General features: G+C 39.1%; 16 protein-coding genes and 1 pseudogene. 8 read left to right on the plus strand and 9 right to left on the minus strand.

Annotation, left to right across the window (positions count from 1 at the left end; genetic code table 11):
- Window positions 1-196 precede the first annotated feature (196 nt).
- From MST17_RS06390 to MST17_RS06420, 7 genes and pseudogenes are all read right to left on the minus strand, one after another.
- Complete coding sequence (locus tag MST17_RS06390; RefSeq protein WP_168379209.1) at window positions 197-829, minus strand: hypothetical protein; 633 nt, start codon at window positions 827-829, stop codon at window positions 197-199.
- Between the two features lie 568 nt (window positions 830-1,397).
- Window positions 1,398-1,671 (minus strand): annotated as a pseudogene (locus MST17_RS06395) (PAAR domain-containing protein); the annotation flags it as partial.
- On the minus strand, window positions 1,664-2,113 hold the full coding sequence (locus MST17_RS06400) for a PAAR domain-containing protein (protein ID WP_168377839.1): 450 nt from the start codon (window positions 2,111-2,113) through the stop codon (window positions 1,664-1,666). The pseudogene MST17_RS06395 and the gene MST17_RS06400, both read right to left, overlap by 8 nt.
- 193 nt (window positions 2,114-2,306) lie before the next feature.
- Complete coding sequence (locus MST17_RS06405) at window positions 2,307-2,837, minus strand: gamma carbonic anhydrase family protein (RefSeq protein ID WP_180009363.1); 531 nt, start codon at window positions 2,835-2,837, stop codon at window positions 2,307-2,309.
- Window positions 2,838-2,940: 103 nt separating this feature from the next.
- Entirely contained in the window at window positions 2,941-4,089 is a 1,149-nt protein-coding gene (gene dacC, locus MST17_RS06410) for a D-alanyl-D-alanine carboxypeptidase PBP5/6 (protein WP_078191838.1), read from the minus strand.
- A gap of 118 nt (window positions 4,090-4,207) precedes the next feature.
- On the minus strand, window positions 4,208-4,594 hold the full coding sequence (locus MST17_RS06415) for an MCR_0457 family protein (RefSeq protein ID WP_180026459.1): 387 nt from the start codon (window positions 4,592-4,594) through the stop codon (window positions 4,208-4,210).
- A 226-nt stretch (window positions 4,595-4,820) separates the two neighbouring features.
- On the minus strand, window positions 4,821-5,195 hold the full coding sequence (locus MST17_RS06420; RefSeq protein ID WP_168377836.1) for an MCR_0457 family protein: 375 nt from the start codon (window positions 5,193-5,195) through the stop codon (window positions 4,821-4,823).
- 116 nt (window positions 5,196-5,311) lie between these two features.
- On the opposite strand from MST17_RS06420, the gene surE reads away from it, so the two are divergent.
- From surE to MST17_RS06435, 3 genes are all read left to right on the plus strand, one after another.
- Window positions 5,312-6,085: a 5'/3'-nucleotidase SurE gene (surE, locus tag MST17_RS06425; RefSeq protein ID WP_078190173.1), complete on the plus strand. Its 774-nt coding sequence runs from the start codon at window positions 5,312-5,314 to the stop codon at window positions 6,083-6,085.
- 114 nt (window positions 6,086-6,199) lie between these two features.
- The gene (locus MST17_RS06430; protein WP_180026461.1) at window positions 6,200-7,030 is read left to right on the plus strand and encodes a peptidoglycan DD-metalloendopeptidase family protein; all 831 of its coding nucleotides are present in this window, start codon (window positions 6,200-6,202) and stop codon (window positions 7,028-7,030) included.
- A 92-nt stretch (window positions 7,031-7,122) separates the two neighbouring features.
- Window positions 7,123-8,052: a LysR family transcriptional regulator gene (locus MST17_RS06435; protein WP_180004878.1), complete on the plus strand. Its 930-nt coding sequence runs from the start codon at window positions 7,123-7,125 to the stop codon at window positions 8,050-8,052.
- 68 nt (window positions 8,053-8,120) lie between these two features.
- Here MST17_RS06435 and MST17_RS06440 read toward each other — a convergent pair whose 3' ends face one another.
- Window positions 8,121-9,332, minus strand: coding sequence for an aspartate aminotransferase family protein (locus MST17_RS06440; RefSeq protein ID WP_180022917.1), 1,212 nt, complete (start codon window positions 9,330-9,332; stop codon window positions 8,121-8,123).
- A 198-nt stretch (window positions 9,333-9,530) separates the two neighbouring features.
- Here MST17_RS06440 and grxD point away from each other — a divergent pair, with 198 nt between their 5' ends.
- Entirely contained in the window at window positions 9,531-9,872 is a 342-nt protein-coding gene (grxD, locus tag MST17_RS06445; protein ID WP_067762767.1) for a Grx4 family monothiol glutaredoxin, read from the plus strand.
- 182 nt (window positions 9,873-10,054) lie between these two features.
- Here grxD and MST17_RS06450 read toward each other — a convergent pair whose 3' ends face one another.
- Window positions 10,055-12,703 carry a Lon protease family protein gene (locus MST17_RS06450; RefSeq protein WP_373685421.1) on the minus strand — a complete coding sequence of 883 codons (2,649 nt, stop codon included), beginning with the start codon at window positions 12,701-12,703 and terminating at the stop codon, window positions 10,055-10,057.
- 205 nt (window positions 12,704-12,908) lie between these two features.
- Here MST17_RS06450 and MST17_RS06455 point away from each other — a divergent pair, with 205 nt between their 5' ends.
- The 4 genes from MST17_RS06455 to MST17_RS06470 all read left to right on the plus strand — a co-directional run bounded on the left by MST17_RS06455 (window position 12,909) and on the right by MST17_RS06470 (window position 17,108).
- Window positions 12,909-15,053 carry an MFS transporter gene (locus MST17_RS06455; RefSeq protein WP_180026457.1) on the plus strand — a complete coding sequence of 715 codons (2,145 nt, stop codon included), beginning with the start codon at window positions 12,909-12,911 and terminating at the stop codon, window positions 15,051-15,053.
- A gap of 197 nt (window positions 15,054-15,250) precedes the next feature.
- Window positions 15,251-15,652, plus strand: coding sequence for a lactoylglutathione lyase (gene gloA, locus MST17_RS06460; RefSeq protein ID WP_078191833.1), 402 nt, complete (start codon window positions 15,251-15,253; stop codon window positions 15,650-15,652).
- Window positions 15,653-15,875: 223 nt separating this feature from the next.
- Window positions 15,876-16,850 (plus strand): bile acid:sodium symporter family protein, encoded by a 975-nt coding sequence (locus MST17_RS06465; protein WP_180026456.1) that lies wholly within the window; start codon window positions 15,876-15,878, stop codon window positions 16,848-16,850.
- A gap of 51 nt (window positions 16,851-16,901) precedes the next feature.
- Entirely contained in the window at window positions 16,902-17,108 is a 207-nt protein-coding gene (locus tag MST17_RS06470; protein WP_180026455.1) for a hypothetical protein, read from the plus strand.
- Window positions 17,109-17,110 lie beyond the last annotated feature (2 nt).

Here is a 17,110-nt window from a genome sequence, read left to right on the forward strand (position 1 = left end):
AATTTAGGGAGCGGTGGCTACGATGGGAGGTGAATTCTTTGGATAGAGATATTTTTTAGCGTAGAAATTTATGGAACACTGTTTCATAAATGGGGTTGGAAACAATGAATCATAAAAAGCCCTGTACAGTTGATATAGGCTTTTTTTGTAATATGGATATGATTAATATTAAAAAATAATTAATACATGCACTATTTCAATTGTTACTTTCAATTGCCATTTCATAAGAACCCTGAAATTGGAACTTCATTGTTTCATCTGTAGTCGAGTTAATGAATTTTTCCATTTGTTCTTTATACTCACCATGTCCTGATTTATACATAGCTAATAAATATCCCCATTTAGCATACGGATAGGCTGGATCATCTTTGGGGATAGTCTTTAATTCATTCCTTATACCTTCTGCTACTTTACTCTGACAAGATCGCAGGTCATTTTGCGGATATTTCAAAATTTGCATTAGTTCACAGTGCTTAAATAATTTAGCTTGAGTTGGTCTCTCATTGAGTTGTTTCTTATTTAATTCATAAGCCTCTTGATACATTTCTAAAGAGAGATAAATATTCATTTCTATTTTTTCTCGCTCATTTTGAGCTTGGATTTTTTTTACATCTAATAAAATATTTTTTAATTTTTCTTTAGATTTAGGGTTATGAATGTCTATATCATTCATTAATATTCTGTATTTTTGGATGATAATATCATCTGATAGGGATATTTTTTGTTCTTCTACAACTTCATTTTTCTTTGGAATCTCTTGTGCATTAGAGCATCCAGTTATAGTGAAAACTGTACTAAAAAGAATAGTTAAAATTAGATATTTTTTCATGAAATACGTCTAGCAGCCGAAGTTAATGTGAATGTATGTGTTATAAATCTTGGATTTGGATAAATTATTCCGCCATCTAATTTGGCTTCATATCCCATTTGCATTTCAACTTTAATTAAAGACAAATTGGGCTCCGGAAGAAGAATTGTTCCTGATCCAACTAGTTCTTTCCCCTTTTCAGTATTCCAGACACCATTCCCTATTTCTAAATTTTTTTGTGAGAGTAGTTTAAAATCTCTTGCTTTTTCTCTAAATATTTTTACTGAAACAAAAGGTTTAATTTTAGCATCTCCTTTTAATGGAGGGGCTATATAGGAAACTGTTATAAATAATTCACGACCCTTTAAAATATAGCTAACAATATATTCACAAGTCCCAGAAATAGCTTGAGAAACAACTCCTACCCAACCTTTTTATCCTCATCATAAGGAAGAATTAAATTTTTGAATTTCACGTATTGTGTTCTATTTTGTTCTATATAATAATTTTCTTTGTTACGGCTAAAATTGTTTGCCAAATTATTACTTTGTTGAGATGTTGTCTGAAAATTTAAGACGGATGAATTACTAGGACCACCACTAGCTCCAACTACATGTACTTGCTTAGGGAGTAAGGTAGCACCACAAGTGAACTTATCGCCTACATAAGCTACAGCCTTGCCATCAAAAATAACGTGGTCATTACTTTTAATTAACGTAGACCAAGTTTTACATTTCGGACATGCGAAACCATCTCCAGCACGAAGAAAAAAGATTCCCCATCTGTGAACTTCTGAACTGAGTGGATATGACTGTTCCTCCGTGGCTCGTTGTAGACCCATGAATGCCGAATCCTTTAGACATTTTTTGAGTCTCCAATTGTTGTAGTCATAAAGCCTATAGGGGGTATCGCATCATGATATAAGCGTAATACATGAGATGTAATTGGACTATCAATAATTTCATCGCCATTTTCTAAAAATGAACCGATTAGAGCGGCTGATCGACCATCTACATTGAAAAGCGATCCTGCGCCAGAGATAATTTTTGCTGTTGAACCATCTAAGTATATGGCTTCATCACCTATCAATGCCAATGATATCCCTTGGACTTTAAAAGTATGATTTGATGCCCGAACAAGTCCACCATTTTTAGTTTTTGCACCGTTAAATGCTACATAATATTTTGTGTGAGGCTTATGATTCCAATATAGTTGTTCTGCCTCATGAATTTTTTTTATATCTTCTTTTGAAAGCTTTTGTAGCTGCTCTTTTGGCAGTTGATGCAAAAAAGTAGGGCTAGTCATACTATGTCCAAATATTGTAATTATATTCGAGCTTAATAAAATAAGATGACTAATAAAATTTGAAAATGTAACTAAGGAAATACTATCTAATTTTATATTTATTCTAATATATGCATTTTAGGTGCAAAACAATAAATAAATTTTTAGCATTGAAATAATGCTTTAATAAAAATTAACCTAAATAAAATCTATTTTATTTATAATTCCCCGACACCTTCACATAATTCTGCGCTGAATACGGTAAAAATGCTTTTTCTTTATCGGTTAGGGGGCGGACTTTTTTGACTGGACTGCCCACATATAAATAACCACTTTCCAAAACCTTATTTGGTGGAACAAGTGAACCAGCACCAATCATCACATCATCTTCAACAATTACATCATCTAAAATAATCGTACCTATACCGACTAAAACACGATTACCAATGGTACAACCGTGTAATTTTACATGATGACCAATTGTGACATCTTCACCAATAATCAGTGGAGAACCCTCAGGCTTATCGGCTTTTTTATGACTCACATGCAACATTGAGTGATCTTGCACATTAGAGTTTTTACCAATACGAATATGGTTTACATCACCACGAATCACAGCAAATGGCCAAACAGAGACATTTTCAGCCAATACAACATCGCCAATCACCACTGACATTTCATCGATATAGCAAGAGTCAGCAATACGTGGAACAGTGTGTAAATAAGGGCGAATGTTTTGGCTCATAGGAAAGTCATCTACAGGTTTTTAGGCATTATAAAATAAAAAAGCACCTAGACCGAAATCTAGATGCTTTCACTTTAGTCTTAAAGCTCAGTTTTCATTAAACTTAGAATAAGTTGCTAAAGAATTGTTTGATGTGATCAATCATTTTTGCAAAGAAACCAGCTTCTTCAACATTTTGTAGAGCTACAAGTGGTTTTTCAGCAATGACTTTGCCATTAAGCGTTGCAACGTATTTACCGACCACTTGACCTTGTTTTAAAGGTGCAGTCAATTTAGGTTGAACAACCAATTGAGTTTTAATGGCGTTCGCTTCGCCTTTAGGCATCGTCACGTTAAAGTTTTCAGCTAGACCTACTTGAACTTCATTGTCTTTACCGTACCAAACTTTTGCTTTTGCAAGCACTTGTTTAGCAGGTTGAACTTTTACAGTTTCAAAGTTTGCATAACCCCAAGCTAAAATTTCACGTGTTTGAGATGCACGTTCGTTCATGCTTGGCGCACCAAAGATCACTGAAATTAAACGTAAAGGACCACGTTTAGCTGAAGTCGTTAAGCAGTAGCCCGCTTCTTCAGTATGACCAGTTTTTAAACCATCTACACTTGGGTCAGTATAAAGCAGGGCATTACGGTTGCCTTGCTTAATGCCATTGAACGTAAATTCTTTTTCAGAGTAGATCGGATAGTATTTTGAACTGTCATGAATGATATGTTGCGCAAGAGTCGCCATATCTTTGGCAGTCGAGAAATGACCTTCAGCTGGCATACCTGTCGCATTGATGAATTGAGTATTCACCATGCCAATACGTTTCGCTTCTTGGTTCATCATGTGGGCAAAGGTGCCTTCATTGCCAGCAATATGTTCTGCCATAGCTTTAGAAGCATCGTTACCCGACTGAATGATAATGCCACGTAACATTTCTAATGCAGTTGCAGTACCGTTGAGCGGAACGTACATACATGACTCAGTGCTGCTGCCGCGACACCAAGCCGACTCATTCATACGTACTTTTTCATTTTCAGTTAGTTCACCGCTTAATAACTTTTGCTCAATGATGTAACTGGTCATCATTTTTGTCATTGAAGCAGGAGCTAATTTTTCGTTTTCATTTTTAGAAGCAAGGATTTGCCCTGTCTCATAGTCCATCAGCACATAAGATTTATTATTTAATTCAGGTGGTGCAGAAAGGACAGTTGCCGCGAATGAAAAACTAGGTGCAAGTAGTAATGCGGCAAGGGCGGTTTTTCGGGTCATTCTGGGTGGTTCCAATAACTTAGGTATAAGCACAAAGAGCCTAGCATTTTAGGACAAAGCTAGGCGGACTGCTATGGGGTGCAAGCGCTTATTTTAAAAGTATTGTAACCAATTGGTATTATTTGCTGTAAGCAGTCAATTCTTTGCAAATCGCACCATTTTTCTTATCGCCAGCTTTCTTCGCATCAGACTGCGCTTCTTTTAAAGCTTCTTTAAAACTTTTTTGTTTGCTGAGCTGTTGTAAGGCATTTACAGGGTTCTTTTCATTCGGCATATATTCTTTGGCTAATTTTGCATAACCCGCTTCAAACTTCGGCTGATCTTTGTCATTCACCAGTTTTGGACAAACTTCAGAAAGTACATAAATAGCTGCAAGTTCTTGACTGGTCACTTGAGGTGTAGGAGTCACTTCAATTTTTTCATCTGCGGCATGTGCAGACATGGTGGTGAACGCAAAAGCAGAAAGGCTAAGGGCACAAAGAGATTTTACAAAAAAGTTTTTCATTTAAATAACCTGTTAAATAACCTAAAAGATATCAAATAGCTAAAATTTATTAGCCAAGCTTAATCATATTTTGGGTAGAGATCAGTAGAAAATTGTATTGAAGCTGTTTAGAAATCAATACATTGTGAAAGAAAAAAGGATGAGGCTATAAGCGTCATCCTTTTTTGGCAGGTTTGATGCAATTAGGACTAACCTATTGAGAGGGCGTCCAAATCTGAATGATCAATTAACCTTCATAATTTAAAACGTCATCACAAACTGATTTTTGTTCAGCTTTATCAGTTTCTTTAGCAGCTTGACGTGCTTCTTCAAGAACTGATTTATATTCGCTGTCAGACTGTAGTTTTTCTAAAGTCATTGATTTATCAGAATAATCAGCAAGATATGTTTTAGTGAGTGCTTGAATGTTGGCATCAAATTTTGCATTTTGACCAATAATCGCAGGGCATACTTCTAACATGACTTGTGCAGATGCAATATCTTCTTTTACGATGGTATTGGCTTCTTCTTGAGTGAAGTCATTGTCTGCGACCACAGTTTGAGTCATGCAAGCTGCTAGAGCAAAGCCCAATAAACCACGAAGTGCTACGGTTTTATTCATTTTGTACACACACATTAATGCTGGATGTTGAAATGTAAATATATATAATTATTCATATATTTCAATAAAATGTTCTTGCGAGTCATTTTTAATTTTTTAGTAATGGAAATTTAGTTGTGAATATATTAATTGCCAATGATGATGGCGTTTTTGCTCCCGGTATCCAAGCTTTAGCACATGCATTGCGTCCTCTCGGTCGTGTGGTGATTGTTGCACCTGAAAGTGAACGCAGTGGTTTTTCAAGTGCACTGACTTTAGATCGACCATTACGACCTGTCGAAATTGCACCAAATATGTGGGCGGTAAATGGCACACCTGCGGACTGTGTGTATTTATCAATGAATGGTCTGTTCGATTTTGAATTTGATTTGGTGGTGAGTGGGATCAATAGCGGCGCAAATCTGGGTGATGATGTGCTGTATTCAGGGACGGTCGGTGCCGCATTTGAAGGTCGTCTAATGAAACAACCTGCGCTAGCCGTGTCTTTGGCTGGGCCGAATGTGCGTAGTTATAACAACCCTGAAGATTATGCCGTAGCTGCACAATGGGTGCATGACTTTATTGCCAATGGCTTACCTGCGCTACCTGCACGACATATTTTTAATATCAATATTCCAGATGTCGCTGAACTTCAAGGCACTAAAGTGACCTATCAAGGGCGACGTTTACAGTCCAAACCGATTACCAGTCATGTAGACCCGCGTGGTCGTCAAGTCTATTGGATTGGCTTGGCAGGTGAGGCTGTGGCAGAGCCTAAAAAAGGCTTAACGCATATCGAATCAGACTTCTTTGCAGTTGCAAATGGTTATGTCAGTGTAACGCCTATACAAATGGATGCTACAAACTATGAGATTTTGAATAACTTGCACTCAGAGTTATCTAAATCTTAAGTATTAATGTTATAACTTTGTGAAAATGGTTATGCCGCAACTTTTTTAGAGTGGATTTTTGCTAATCTTAGCCCATTCATAATGACTATATTTGAATTATTAGTGAGGAAGATGATGTCCCTGGTGTCACAATATCGCGTTATTGCCGCTCCTGCAGCATTATTTAAGACCCTTGTTTTATCTGCTGCGGTTGTTACGACTTTGGTCATGACTGGCTGTGCGTCAAAACCACAAATTAATAATGCGACCCGTTATGCGACTGCTCCGGATTATTATACAGTTCGTTCGGGAGATACTTTAAGTGGCATTGCAGCTCGCTATGGTTTGAGCTATGTCAGCATCGCAGAAATGAACGATATTGCCCAGCCTTATCGCATCTATGTTGGACAATCCATTCGCCTTAAAAATAGTGGCTCTCGTCGTACGACGTCTACACAAGCCATGACTCAAGCGGCACCAATTCAACGCCAAACGATTGCAATGCCAACGCAAACAGCGCCCGTGACTCAAGCTTCAACCACACCATCGACAGTGACGCGAACTACAGTTCCAACGCCTGTGGTCAGTTCTTCAAGTTTACGTTGGGTGAGTCCAGTATCGCGTCCTACGGTATTACAAGGCTATAACTTAGCATCGAATGTGAAAGGAACACGTTACGTAGGTAATACAGGTGATCCTATTTTTGCAGCAGCTGATGGTCAAGTGGTCTATGCCGCCGATGGTCTTAAAGAGTACGGCAATTTAATTTTGGTGAAGCATATTAATGGCTATATCACTGCATATGCACATAACAGTAAAATGAATGTCAAAAGTGGCGATACTGTGAAAGCAGGGCAGCAAATTGGTGAGATGGGTTCATCGGGTACCAACCGCACGATGCTTGAGTTCCAAGTGCGTTTAGATGGTAAACCAATCAATCCAACTTCAGTTTTACCAAATAATTAAATATATAATGCAAAAGCAAAATATCCCCGTATAATACAATGAGTTGCTTTTATCGAAAGATGAAGCTTCTCATAAGTTTATGAGGGAAATTTATGTTAGATCAACTTCGAGCAATGGGTGTCTTTGCTTGCGTTGTGGAAAAAAATTCGTTTAGCGGTGCTGCTCGTGAGTTAGGTATTACCACGAGTGCCGTGAGTCAGCAAATCCGCTCACTAGAGCAGGATATGGAAGTCATTCTTTTACATCGTTCAACACGTAAGTTAAGTTTGACAGAAGCTGGACAAGCTTTTTTTCATAGTTGCCAAGAGATGCTATCTGCCGCAGAGCGCGGCAAAATTCGTATCAATGAACTTCGTGACGACTTAGTCGGTGAATTACGTATTGCATCGACACCAGAAATTTGTGCGAATCATGTGATTCCTGCATTGTCACATTGGATGTCGGCACATCGCGGTTTATCCGTTCATCTAGAAGCAGATAATCAATATATCGACTTAATTGATGGCCGCATTGATATTGCGCTACGAATGAGTTCAAAAATTGATGATCAACAGTTTCATGTGGTGCCATTGGCACATGTTGAACAAGTTCTCGTTGCAGCACCAAGCTATATCAACCAAACCAGTTTAATTACACGACCAGAAGATTTACAAAATCATGATATGGTTCAAATAAATTTGGTTAAAAACTTTCAGCATTTTGCATTTGAAAATGCAGTGACTAAAGAGCAGGTTGCATTGGATGTGCACTCCCGATTTACAACAAATAATGTATTTGCTGCAAAAGCAATGTGTCAACAAGGACATGGCATTGCAAGAATATTATATCTAGATACGCAAAAAGACTTATTAAACGGTTCTCTTGTTGAAGTTTTACCAGAATGGCGTTTACCATCATTTACTCTATATGCGGTGATGTCTAAACGTGATCAACAGCCTACTAAAATTCATCGTTGCCTAGATGCATTAAAATTGTATTTCAGTCAATTACCAGGCGGACGTGTATACCAAGAAGCCTCATAAAAACAAAAAAGGTTTAAAAAGATATAAAAAAAGCCGCAATCAGCGGCTTTTTTTACTTTCGGCACAAATTACGCTAGAAAGTTTTTCACCATTTTAACAATGCGTTCAATCAAGATATCCGCTTGTTTTTTATTGATGTTCAGCGTAGGTAATAAACGAATCACAGAGCCTGCTGTTACGTTAATAATCAAGTGATGCTCATCACGTGCAATATTCACAAGTTCGCCACATGCTTTTGGTAATTCAATGCCGACCATTAAACCAAAACCACGAACAGTTACGTTTTGCTCTGCAAGTTGCTCTGTGAATTGCTCAACAAGATACGCCCCCATATTTGCAGCATTTTCAACAAGGTTTTCTTTTTGAATGGTATCAATCACGGTATAAACCACACGTGAACCTAATGCAGTACCGCTATAAGTTGAACCGTGGTTACCCGCTGTTAAAACCCCAACACCACGACCTTGAGTCATGACTGCGCCGATAGGGAAGCCATTGCCTAGACCTTTTGCTGTAGTTAGCACGTCAGGAATAATATTGGTATGTTGATATGCAAAGTATTTACCAGTACGGCCGTTACCTGTTTGCACTTCATCAAGCATCATTAACCAGTTGTGTTGGTTACAGATACGACGAATATCTTCTAAATAGCTAAAACCTTGAGGAGCAGTGTTGACGCCACCTTCGCCTTGGATCGGCTCAACCAAAATCGCTACGATGTCTGGGTGGTGAATTGCAGCTTCTTCAATTGCTTCAATATCACCGAAAGGCACACGAATGAAACCTTCAACCAGTGGGCCAAAACCTTCCTGAACTTTTTTGTTACCTGTTGCAGATAATGTCGCCATGGTACGACCATGGAATGAATGATCAGCAACAATAATTTTAGGGCTTGCAACACCTTGCATATGACCAAATTTACGTGCAATTTTGATTGCACCTTCATTTGATTCTGCACCACTATTTGAGAAGAAAACTTCTTCCATACCCGCAACTTCAGCTAATTTTTGCGCAGCAGCCGTTTGCCAAGGCACTTCAAATAAGTTACTGGTATGAATGAGGGTCGCTGCCTGTTCAGCAATTGCAGCTGTAATTGCAGGATGTGAGTGACCTAAACCACAAACAGCTATCCCTGTCAGTGCGTCTAAGTATTCTGTGCCATCTGCGGTATACAGGTGAGCACCTTGACCTCGGACAAAGCTGATCGGTTGGCGGCCAAATACTGGCATCAAGTGCGATGGTTGATCAGTTTGTACTGGGGCAAGGGTAATGTTATTCATGACTAACTCTAATTTGTCAGGTGATTGAAATAATATAGAGGAGACGCCATATATATATGAGCATCAAGAGGTCTATATAAGCAAAATATGACTCACTTGAAAAGCTGAAATGTAAATAAAACGTGAAATATTGCTTTAGTCATATTGTTTTACTCAGTTTTGGGTATAATGCGAAGCAGATTTATTGAGGATATATCAATGACTGAACAAGCACGCGATACAGAAGCGTTAATTCGTGACCAAATTGCTAAACACGCAGTTCTACTTTACATGAAAGGCACTCCACAGTTTCCACAGTGTGGTTTCTCTGCGCGTGCAGTAGAAGCGCTCAGTCAAATTGGTCGTCCGTTTGCTTATGTAAATATTCTTGAAAATCAAGATATTCGCGCAACTCTTCCACAAATTGCAAACTGGCCGACTTTCCCACAATTATGGATCAATGGTGAGTTGATCGGTGGTAGCGACATTATGCTTGATATGTTCCAAAAAGGTGAATTACAACCTTTAGTTGAACAATATAGCCCAGCTCCTGAAGCTTAATTGGATGTGTATTTGATGATTTTGATCATTGGATACAGATAAAAATAGCGCCTTTAAGGCGCTTTTTTTATGACTTATTTATCAAAAAAGTCGTGGTTTATGCGTTTTTCCACCATCCCCATACGCATTTAAAGCACAAAGGGTGGTGGAAAAATCAACAAATGAATAAACTCATCGAAGATTTATGACGGATTGTCTTCAGTCGGACTTTCTTCAACACGTTGCTCGTTTTCAGCAGTCCCATTTTTAGCAGTGCTGTCTTGAGCTTCAGACTTCTTTGCCTTTTTATCTTTATTCTTTTTTGACTTCTTCTTTTTTTTCTTTTTCTTTGGCTCTTCTTCCTCAAGCTCAGCACCGTCTTCAATCGCTTGCCAGTACTCAAGTTGCTCCATGACAGCAGCGTAGATTGAGCCTTTGCTATAACGACCTTTTTTATCAAGAGTGCCTACTGGACGCGCCATCAAAATTTCTAATGCTTGGTCAATGGTATCTATGGCGTGAATATGGAATTGACCTTGTTGCACAGCTTCAATCACATCTTTGCGTAACATTAAGTGCTGCATATTTTGGCGTGGAATAATCACACCTTGCTTGCCTGTTAACCCTTGTAATTTACATGCATCATAGAAGCCTTCAATCTTGGCATTTACACCCCCAATCGGTTGAACTTGACCCAATTGGTTCATGGAGCCAGTGATTGCCCAAGATTGATCGATCGGTAATTGGCTAATAGCGGAAATAAGAGCTGAAAGCTCTGCAACAGTTGCGCTGTCGCCATCCACTTGACCATAGCTTTGCTCAAAGGCGAGGGCAGCAGAGAAATGTAAAATTTGTTCACGACCAAAGTGTGCCTTTAAGAAACTCGACATCAATAGGACGCCTTTGGCATGCAGAGAACCACCGAGTTCTACGCTACGTTCGATATCTAAAATATCGCCACCGCCTTGATAAACCGAAGCTGTTAAACGTGACGGTAAACCAAATTCAACATCTGCATATTGAATCACAGAGAGGGCGTTGATCTGCCCGAATCGATGACCTTTGGTTTCAATTAATTGTGTGCCGCGACTGAGATCTTGCCAATACAATTCACGTAAGTAGCCTAGACGGTATTTACGATGATCAAGAGCGGTGTTGATATGTGTTTCTGTCACCATTTTATCGCCAGCGAGGGCTGCATGATGATGTGCTTCACGAATCAAATCACCTAAGGTGAGGGCATGTAATGACAAAGAGCTTTGATCTTCAGCTTGACGACTTGAATCAGTTAACAGTGCAGCAAGTGCTGTACGGTCAAACGGCAGAAGTTTGTCTGTTTGCACATAATCAGCAATTAGCTGCATATATGCCTGCTCATTAATGTCATTACGTTGTAATGTATCGGTAAAATCGGCACGAATTTTAAAGACACTGCCCAGTTCTGGTTCGAGTTCTAAAATATCGTAATAAATATCAGGTTCAGCAAGCAGGATCACTTTGATATTTAAATCAATAGCTTCAGGCTCAATCGAAATACTGCCTGTCAATGTAAGCATATGTTCAAGTGAAGATAGCTTTAAATGTCCTGACTTTAATGCACGTTTTAGACCTTGCCATGCATAAGGCTGCTCTAAAAGTTGTTCAGCTTCCAAGATGAGGAATCCACCATTGGCCTTATGCAATGCACCAGGACGGATTAACGTAAAGTCTGTGGTGATGGTGCCATTTTGGGTCAGTTGTTCGACATGACCTAGCAAATTGTAATGGGTTGGGAAATCTTCAAAAATAACTGGCGCACCAGCATTTGGTTTGTGTGTGGCGATAATGTTAGCTTGGTAGCGAGATGGCACGCGGTTAAATAGGCCAGGTGTAAAGTCATCTTCTTCTTGCTCAAGCACAAACTCAACATTTTGAATGATGTCATCTGCATATTGCTTCAGATAATCTTCCAAGCCTTCAACCATGCTGAATTTATTTTGAATTACATCAATACGCGGCATGACGACTTGTTTAGCAATTTCACGGTTTAAAACCTGAACTTTATCGCGTGCGTCATCTTCAAGATCACCAAGATGTAGACCAAGGCGTTCAAGTTTTTTATCCATATAACGGACGTTTGACGCAATTTCAGCTCGTTGTTTACTGCTTAGTGCATTGATGTCTTCTTTGGACATTTCTTGGTATTTGTTATCGACCAAATGCACGGGAACGAAACAATGATCATCATCCTGAGAAATCAGTTTAAGATCGAGCTCTTCACCTTCTCGGGTTAATTCAACTAAAGCAAGATGTTGTTCATCACCAGCATGTTGGCGAATCATTTCAATGCGATTGTGATAGGTTTCTGCGGTGAAGCGACGTTCAAGCTGTTTTAATATAGTTTGCCAACTTTGATGTAATAACGTTTGGAATTTTGTCGCTTGACCAGAAGGAAGTTTCAGCGCAATCGGTTCACGCGGAAACTTGAAATTATTGACATACACCCAGTCTGAAGGCGTTGGCATATTTTTAGCGTGTTGTTGTAATAAGCGCTTAATCATGGTGCGCTTACCTAAGCCTGCGGTACCTACAGCAAAAATGTTATAGCCTGAATAGGGCAATGCAATGCCAGCTTCAACCGAAGCACGGGCACGATCTTGTCCTAAAAAGTCATTGAGTGGTTTGATCCGCTTGGTAGACGTCGGTATTTTTTTAAGCTCAGGCGTATGCGTCAGCTGAAGCGGCTGCAACTGGGTTTTAGTTAAAGTATTCTGTATTTCGGGTTGATCAAAAGCACTCTTTAGTGTCGTTACTGTTTCTGCTAAGTTTTTTGTGTTGGTTTCATTAATGGTGGTTGATAAAGAAGAGTGAATTTGTTCAAGTCGCTGGGTCACTGTTGAATCCAAAAAACTAAAGAATAGAGATATGTAATTAAGGTATACAGGTTTAATGCCAAAGATCAAGCAACAGCATGCGAAATATCGATAAAATAAAACAATGATTTCATAAATGTTGTTGAAACCGTTGTCATTAAGCGCTTGAATAGCAACATTCGATTTTGACAAAAATAACTGAGTCATGACAACACAAGCTTCAGGATGGAAATCTGCTTTTACTGCATTTTTAGACCGACGTGCGCTGATTATGCTTTTTCTTGGCTTTTCGGCCGGTATCCCAATTTTACTGATCTTTTCCAGTTTATCGCTTTGGTTAGGTGAAGCAGGAATTGATAAAAGTGCAGTGACTTTTTTTAGTTGGGCAGCGCTTGGCTACTCATTTAAGTTTGTTTGGGCGCCATTAATTGATGAGTTGCCTGTGCCATTTTTAACTAAACAACTCGGACGGCGCCGTGCATGGTTGTTGATCGCTCAGGTTCTCATTATCTGTGCAATTTGTATCATGGCATTTTCAGATCCTGCTTTAGGACAAAGCTATATTTACCAAATGGCCGCTGGCGCTGTATTGCTAGGTTTTTCTGCCGCAACGCAAGACATTGTGATTGATGCTTATCGTATTGAGTTGGCAGAAACTGAAATGCAGACCGTTTTAGCTTCGACTTATAATGCAGGTTATCGTATCGGCATGATCGTGGCAGGTGCAGGGGCGTTATTTTTGGCGGCATATTTAGGCACGGCCAAAGGTAACTATATTTATGAAGCTTGGAAATATACTTACCTTGCAATGGCTGCTGTAATGGTTATCGGTATTATCACAACTTTATCGATACGTGAGCCGCAGGTTGACCGTGTACAAAAGCATTATAAACGGACCGACTATTATCGTTTAGTCGCTGTATTTTTTGCTGCGGTGGTTGCTTTTGTTTTGAGTTATATCTATTCAGGTGTTGCGGTTGAAAGCTTGAAAGAGCAGTGGCAAATTTCAGACTCATTTGCATTGTTTTGTTTAGAGGCTGTACGCTTTATTGGTTCAGCTATGGTTGCTTTTGGTGTCGGTTCTGTTTTAGTGAAATCAGGTGCTGTAAATAAGCAGATGGCATTTGAAACTTGGGTTAATCCAGTTGCAGATTTTTTTAAGCGTTATGGTCTAAAACTGGCTTTAGTGCTGTTGTTACTTATTGGTTTTTACCGTATTTCCGATATTATCGCCGGCGTCATTTCTAATGTGTTTTATCAAGATTTAAACTTCACCAAAGAGCAGATTGCTGAAGCTGTAAAAGTCTATGGTGTGATTTTTAGCTTGGTTGGCGGCTTCCTTGGCGGTTTGCTAGCGCAGCGCATGAACATTATGAAATTGATGTTTGTTGGTGCGATTTTAGCAAGTTCAACAAACTTGATTTTTATCGGTCTGGTCAAATCAGGTCAGCCATTGAGCGATGTCACTGTAAATGTAGCAGGGCAGCAATATACAGCGACGCCGGATGACACGGGAGCTTGGGCAGTTCAAATTCCAAAAGCAGTCTTGGCGGCTGATCAAAATATTCAGGTCAGTGCGGATTATCAGTCTAAGAATCAACATCCAATACAGGTGAGTTTGCCGTATCTGAATAATGCTTTTGCAAACTCAGCAATGATGTTGTTGCCAGTGACTTCAGATAACACGATTTCAGCTCAAGAGACTGCAAATAGTATCGTGGTCCGTGGACAATACTTGGCAGGCGAGTTAAAAGAAAATCAAAAAATTCAAATTATTTTGGATGCTAAACCATTCGACGCGAAGCTTGATAAAACCGGTGTTTTTAGTGCTGCAATTCCAGGGCAAGCGCTCGAAACAGCAAAGCAAAAAACATTAACGGCTCAACTGCTAGAAAATGATGTAGTGAAAAAGAGTGTCGATTTAGCATATCAAGTGAATACAGCGGCCAATATGGCGGGTGTGCTTGGTGTTGATATTCAACCGATTAATTTGGCTAGTGCTGAACAAAATGTGGACATCAAAGGTAAGGTCATTAAGCCTTATAGTTCGCTGTGGCTATATTTCGCGATTATTGTTGATAATTTGGCGTCAGGTCTTGCTGGTGCGGCATTTATTGCATTTTTATCGAGCTTGACCAGTGTTTCTTTCACAGCCGTTCAATATGCCATCTTTAGTTCATTAATGACTTTAACTCCTAAAATTTTAGGCGGTTATTCAGGTACGATTGTGACCAATATCGGTTATCCAAACTTTTTCTTGATGACGACTTTAATTGGTATTCCGATTTTGATTTTAGTGGTTTGGGTCGCCAAGCTATTGAAAGAACATGAACAAAAATCCAATTCATAATTCAATTTAAATTAAAAAAGCCCATTCAATCTGAACGGGCTTTTTTAATCTAAGCTTATAAATAGCCTAAGCATATCTGCGGTTTTGGACAAGGATATTTGAAATAAGCAGGTATATGCGTTCTAGACTTAAATTGAACTTTGCATGTTAAATCCCTATAGTATTCAGACATAATGATAGATTTAGGAAACTCGATTATGCGCATGCTGCATACCATGTTACGTGTAGGCAATTTAGAGCGTTCATTGGCGTTCTATACTGAAGTACTCGGTATGACTTTGCTTCGTAAGCGTGATTATGAAGAAGGTCGTTTTACTTTGGCATTTGTGGGCTATGGTGATGAAGAAAATCATACTGTACTTGAGTTAACGCATAACTGGGATACGGAGAGTTATGAATTGGGTAACGCTTATGGCCATATTGCTATTGCAGTAGATGATGCCTACAAGGCTTGTGAAGAAATTAAAGCACGTGGCGGAAACGTGGTACGTGAAGCAGGACCAATGAAAGGTGGTGTGACCGTCATTGCCTTTGTTGAAGATCCCGATGGCTATAAAATTGAGTTGATCCAACAAGACTCAAATGCACGAAATAATTAATCTGCAATTATTCATTTAAAGTCATCTGTAATTCTGAATATTCTTATTTATAAATTTTTTTGCGTTGAGCTCACTATCAACGTTTAAAATAATGAATATATCGGAGAAAAGCTGGCTTTATTTATATGGCCCAGTAAGATGAAATTTACTCAATGGTAAATTTAGCTTATTGGGCATTTTTGTGCCGATGAGCTTTAAAGGGAAATTTGTACAGGATGTTGTTATGCTAAAAATGTTGGCTTTGGATCGTTTTACCATTCTACTTTTTGTAATGGTCATACTTGCGACTTTTTTGCCTGTTAGTGGTCAAGCTGCAGAAATCTTTGGCTATATTACCACGGCTGCAATTGCCATTTTATTTTTCCTCCATGGTGCAAAGTTATCTCGTGAGGCTGTGGTTGAAGGCATTATGCACTGGAAGTTACATGCTTTAGTTTTTGCTTTTACCTTTGCATTATTTCCATTACTGGGTTTAATGGCGAAACCAATCCTCGTGCCGATGTTAGGGCAAGAGTTGTATTGGGGCTTTTTGTTTATGTGCTTTTTACCTTCGACAGTACAGTCTTCTATTGCATTTACTTCGGTAGCACAGGGTAATGTTGCTGGCGCAGTCTGTAGTGCATCATTTTCAAATATTATTGGGATGTTTATTACCCCAGTGATGGTGGCCTATTTTATTCTTGGTCAGTCACAACATAACTATGATCCGACGGCATCTATTATCCAAATTACCCTGTTATTACTGATTCCCTTCATTTTAGGGCAGCTCCTCCGTCCTTGGGTGTTTCCTTATATGAAGAAAATGCCAAAAATCGTGAAGGTATTTGATCAGGGCTCAATTTTGATGGTGGTCTATGGTGCATTCAGTAGTGCAGTGGTGGCAGGGCTATGGCATCAAGTGAGTGGTATGACCTTATTCCTATTGATTGTGGCGTGCTCTGCCTTGTTAACGATCATTATGTTATTGGCGCTATATGTACCACGTTGGTTGGGCTTTAGCCGAGCTGATCAAAAGACGATTTTCTTTTGTGGTTCTAAAAAAACCTTGGCGAGCGGCGTGCCCATGGCACAAATTTTATTTATTGGGCAGCCGATGGGGATGATAGTTTTACCGATTATGATCTTTCACCAAATTCAGTTGATGGTCTGTGGTGTGATTGCCAACCTTTGGGCAAAACAAAGCCGTGGGCAAGAATAGGGCGAGATGAGTACGTCCTTTTAAAATACCTTATATAGATGAAAAAAAATCATGAAAATTAAAAGAGGCTTCTTCATTTTATTCTTGGATTTGAACACAGTCGTTCATGCTCAAGAGGATTTATCTTTAAATAGTAACCGTGATGTCATTGAAAAAATGCCGCTCATCAGCCTACAGTCAATGCTAGATTTTTGTCGTGATCGACAACCACAGATCAATACGGAATTAGATCAGGCTTATCAAGCTGCAAAAACTTAAAT

This window comes from Acinetobacter sp. YH16056_T, assembly GCF_024605895.1.
In the GTDB taxonomy this organism is placed as follows: domain Bacteria; phylum Pseudomonadota; class Gammaproteobacteria; order Pseudomonadales; family Moraxellaceae; genus Acinetobacter; species Acinetobacter amyesii.

What these genes read in the sequence shown, in the direction of transcription:
- MST17_RS06405 (WP_180009363.1), bottom strand. Translation starts at nt 2,837, where the DNA reads ATGAGCCAAAACATTCGCCCTTATTTACACACTGTTCCACGTATTGCT.
- MST17_RS06440 (WP_180022917.1), bottom strand. Translation starts at nt 9,332, where the DNA reads ATGAATAACATTACCCTTGCCCCAGTACAAACTGATCAACCATCGCAC.
- gloA (WP_078191833.1), top strand. Translation starts at nt 15,251, where the DNA reads ATGCGCATGCTGCATACCATGTTACGTGTAGGCAATTTAGAGCGTTCA.
- MST17_RS06390 (WP_168379209.1), bottom strand. Translation starts at nt 829, where the DNA reads ATGAAAAAATATCTAATTTTAACTATTCTTTTTAGTACAGTTTTCACT.
- MST17_RS06465 (WP_180026456.1), top strand. Translation starts at nt 15,876, where the DNA reads ATGCTAAAAATGTTGGCTTTGGATCGTTTTACCATTCTACTTTTTGTA.
- MST17_RS06430 (WP_180026461.1), top strand. Translation starts at nt 6,200, where the DNA reads ATGTCCCTGGTGTCACAATATCGCGTTATTGCCGCTCCTGCAGCATTA.
- MST17_RS06455 (WP_180026457.1), top strand. Translation starts at nt 12,909, where the DNA reads ATGACAACACAAGCTTCAGGATGGAAATCTGCTTTTACTGCATTTTTA.
- MST17_RS06400 (WP_168377839.1), bottom strand. Translation starts at nt 2,113, where the DNA reads ATGACTAGCCCTACTTTTTTGCATCAACTGCCAAAAGAGCAGCTACAA.
- MST17_RS06415 (WP_180026459.1), bottom strand. Translation starts at nt 4,594, where the DNA reads ATGAAAAACTTTTTTGTAAAATCTCTTTGTGCCCTTAGCCTTTCTGCT.
- MST17_RS06435 (WP_180004878.1), top strand. Translation starts at nt 7,123, where the DNA reads ATGTTAGATCAACTTCGAGCAATGGGTGTCTTTGCTTGCGTTGTGGAA.
- MST17_RS06420 (WP_168377836.1), bottom strand. Translation starts at nt 5,195, where the DNA reads ATGAATAAAACCGTAGCACTTCGTGGTTTATTGGGCTTTGCTCTAGCA.
- dacC (WP_078191838.1), bottom strand. Translation starts at nt 4,089, where the DNA reads ATGACCCGAAAAACCGCCCTTGCCGCATTACTACTTGCACCTAGTTTT.
- MST17_RS06470 (WP_180026455.1), top strand. Translation starts at nt 16,902, where the DNA reads ATGAAAATTAAAAGAGGCTTCTTCATTTTATTCTTGGATTTGAACACA.
- grxD (WP_067762767.1), top strand. Translation starts at nt 9,531, where the DNA reads ATGACTGAACAAGCACGCGATACAGAAGCGTTAATTCGTGACCAAATT.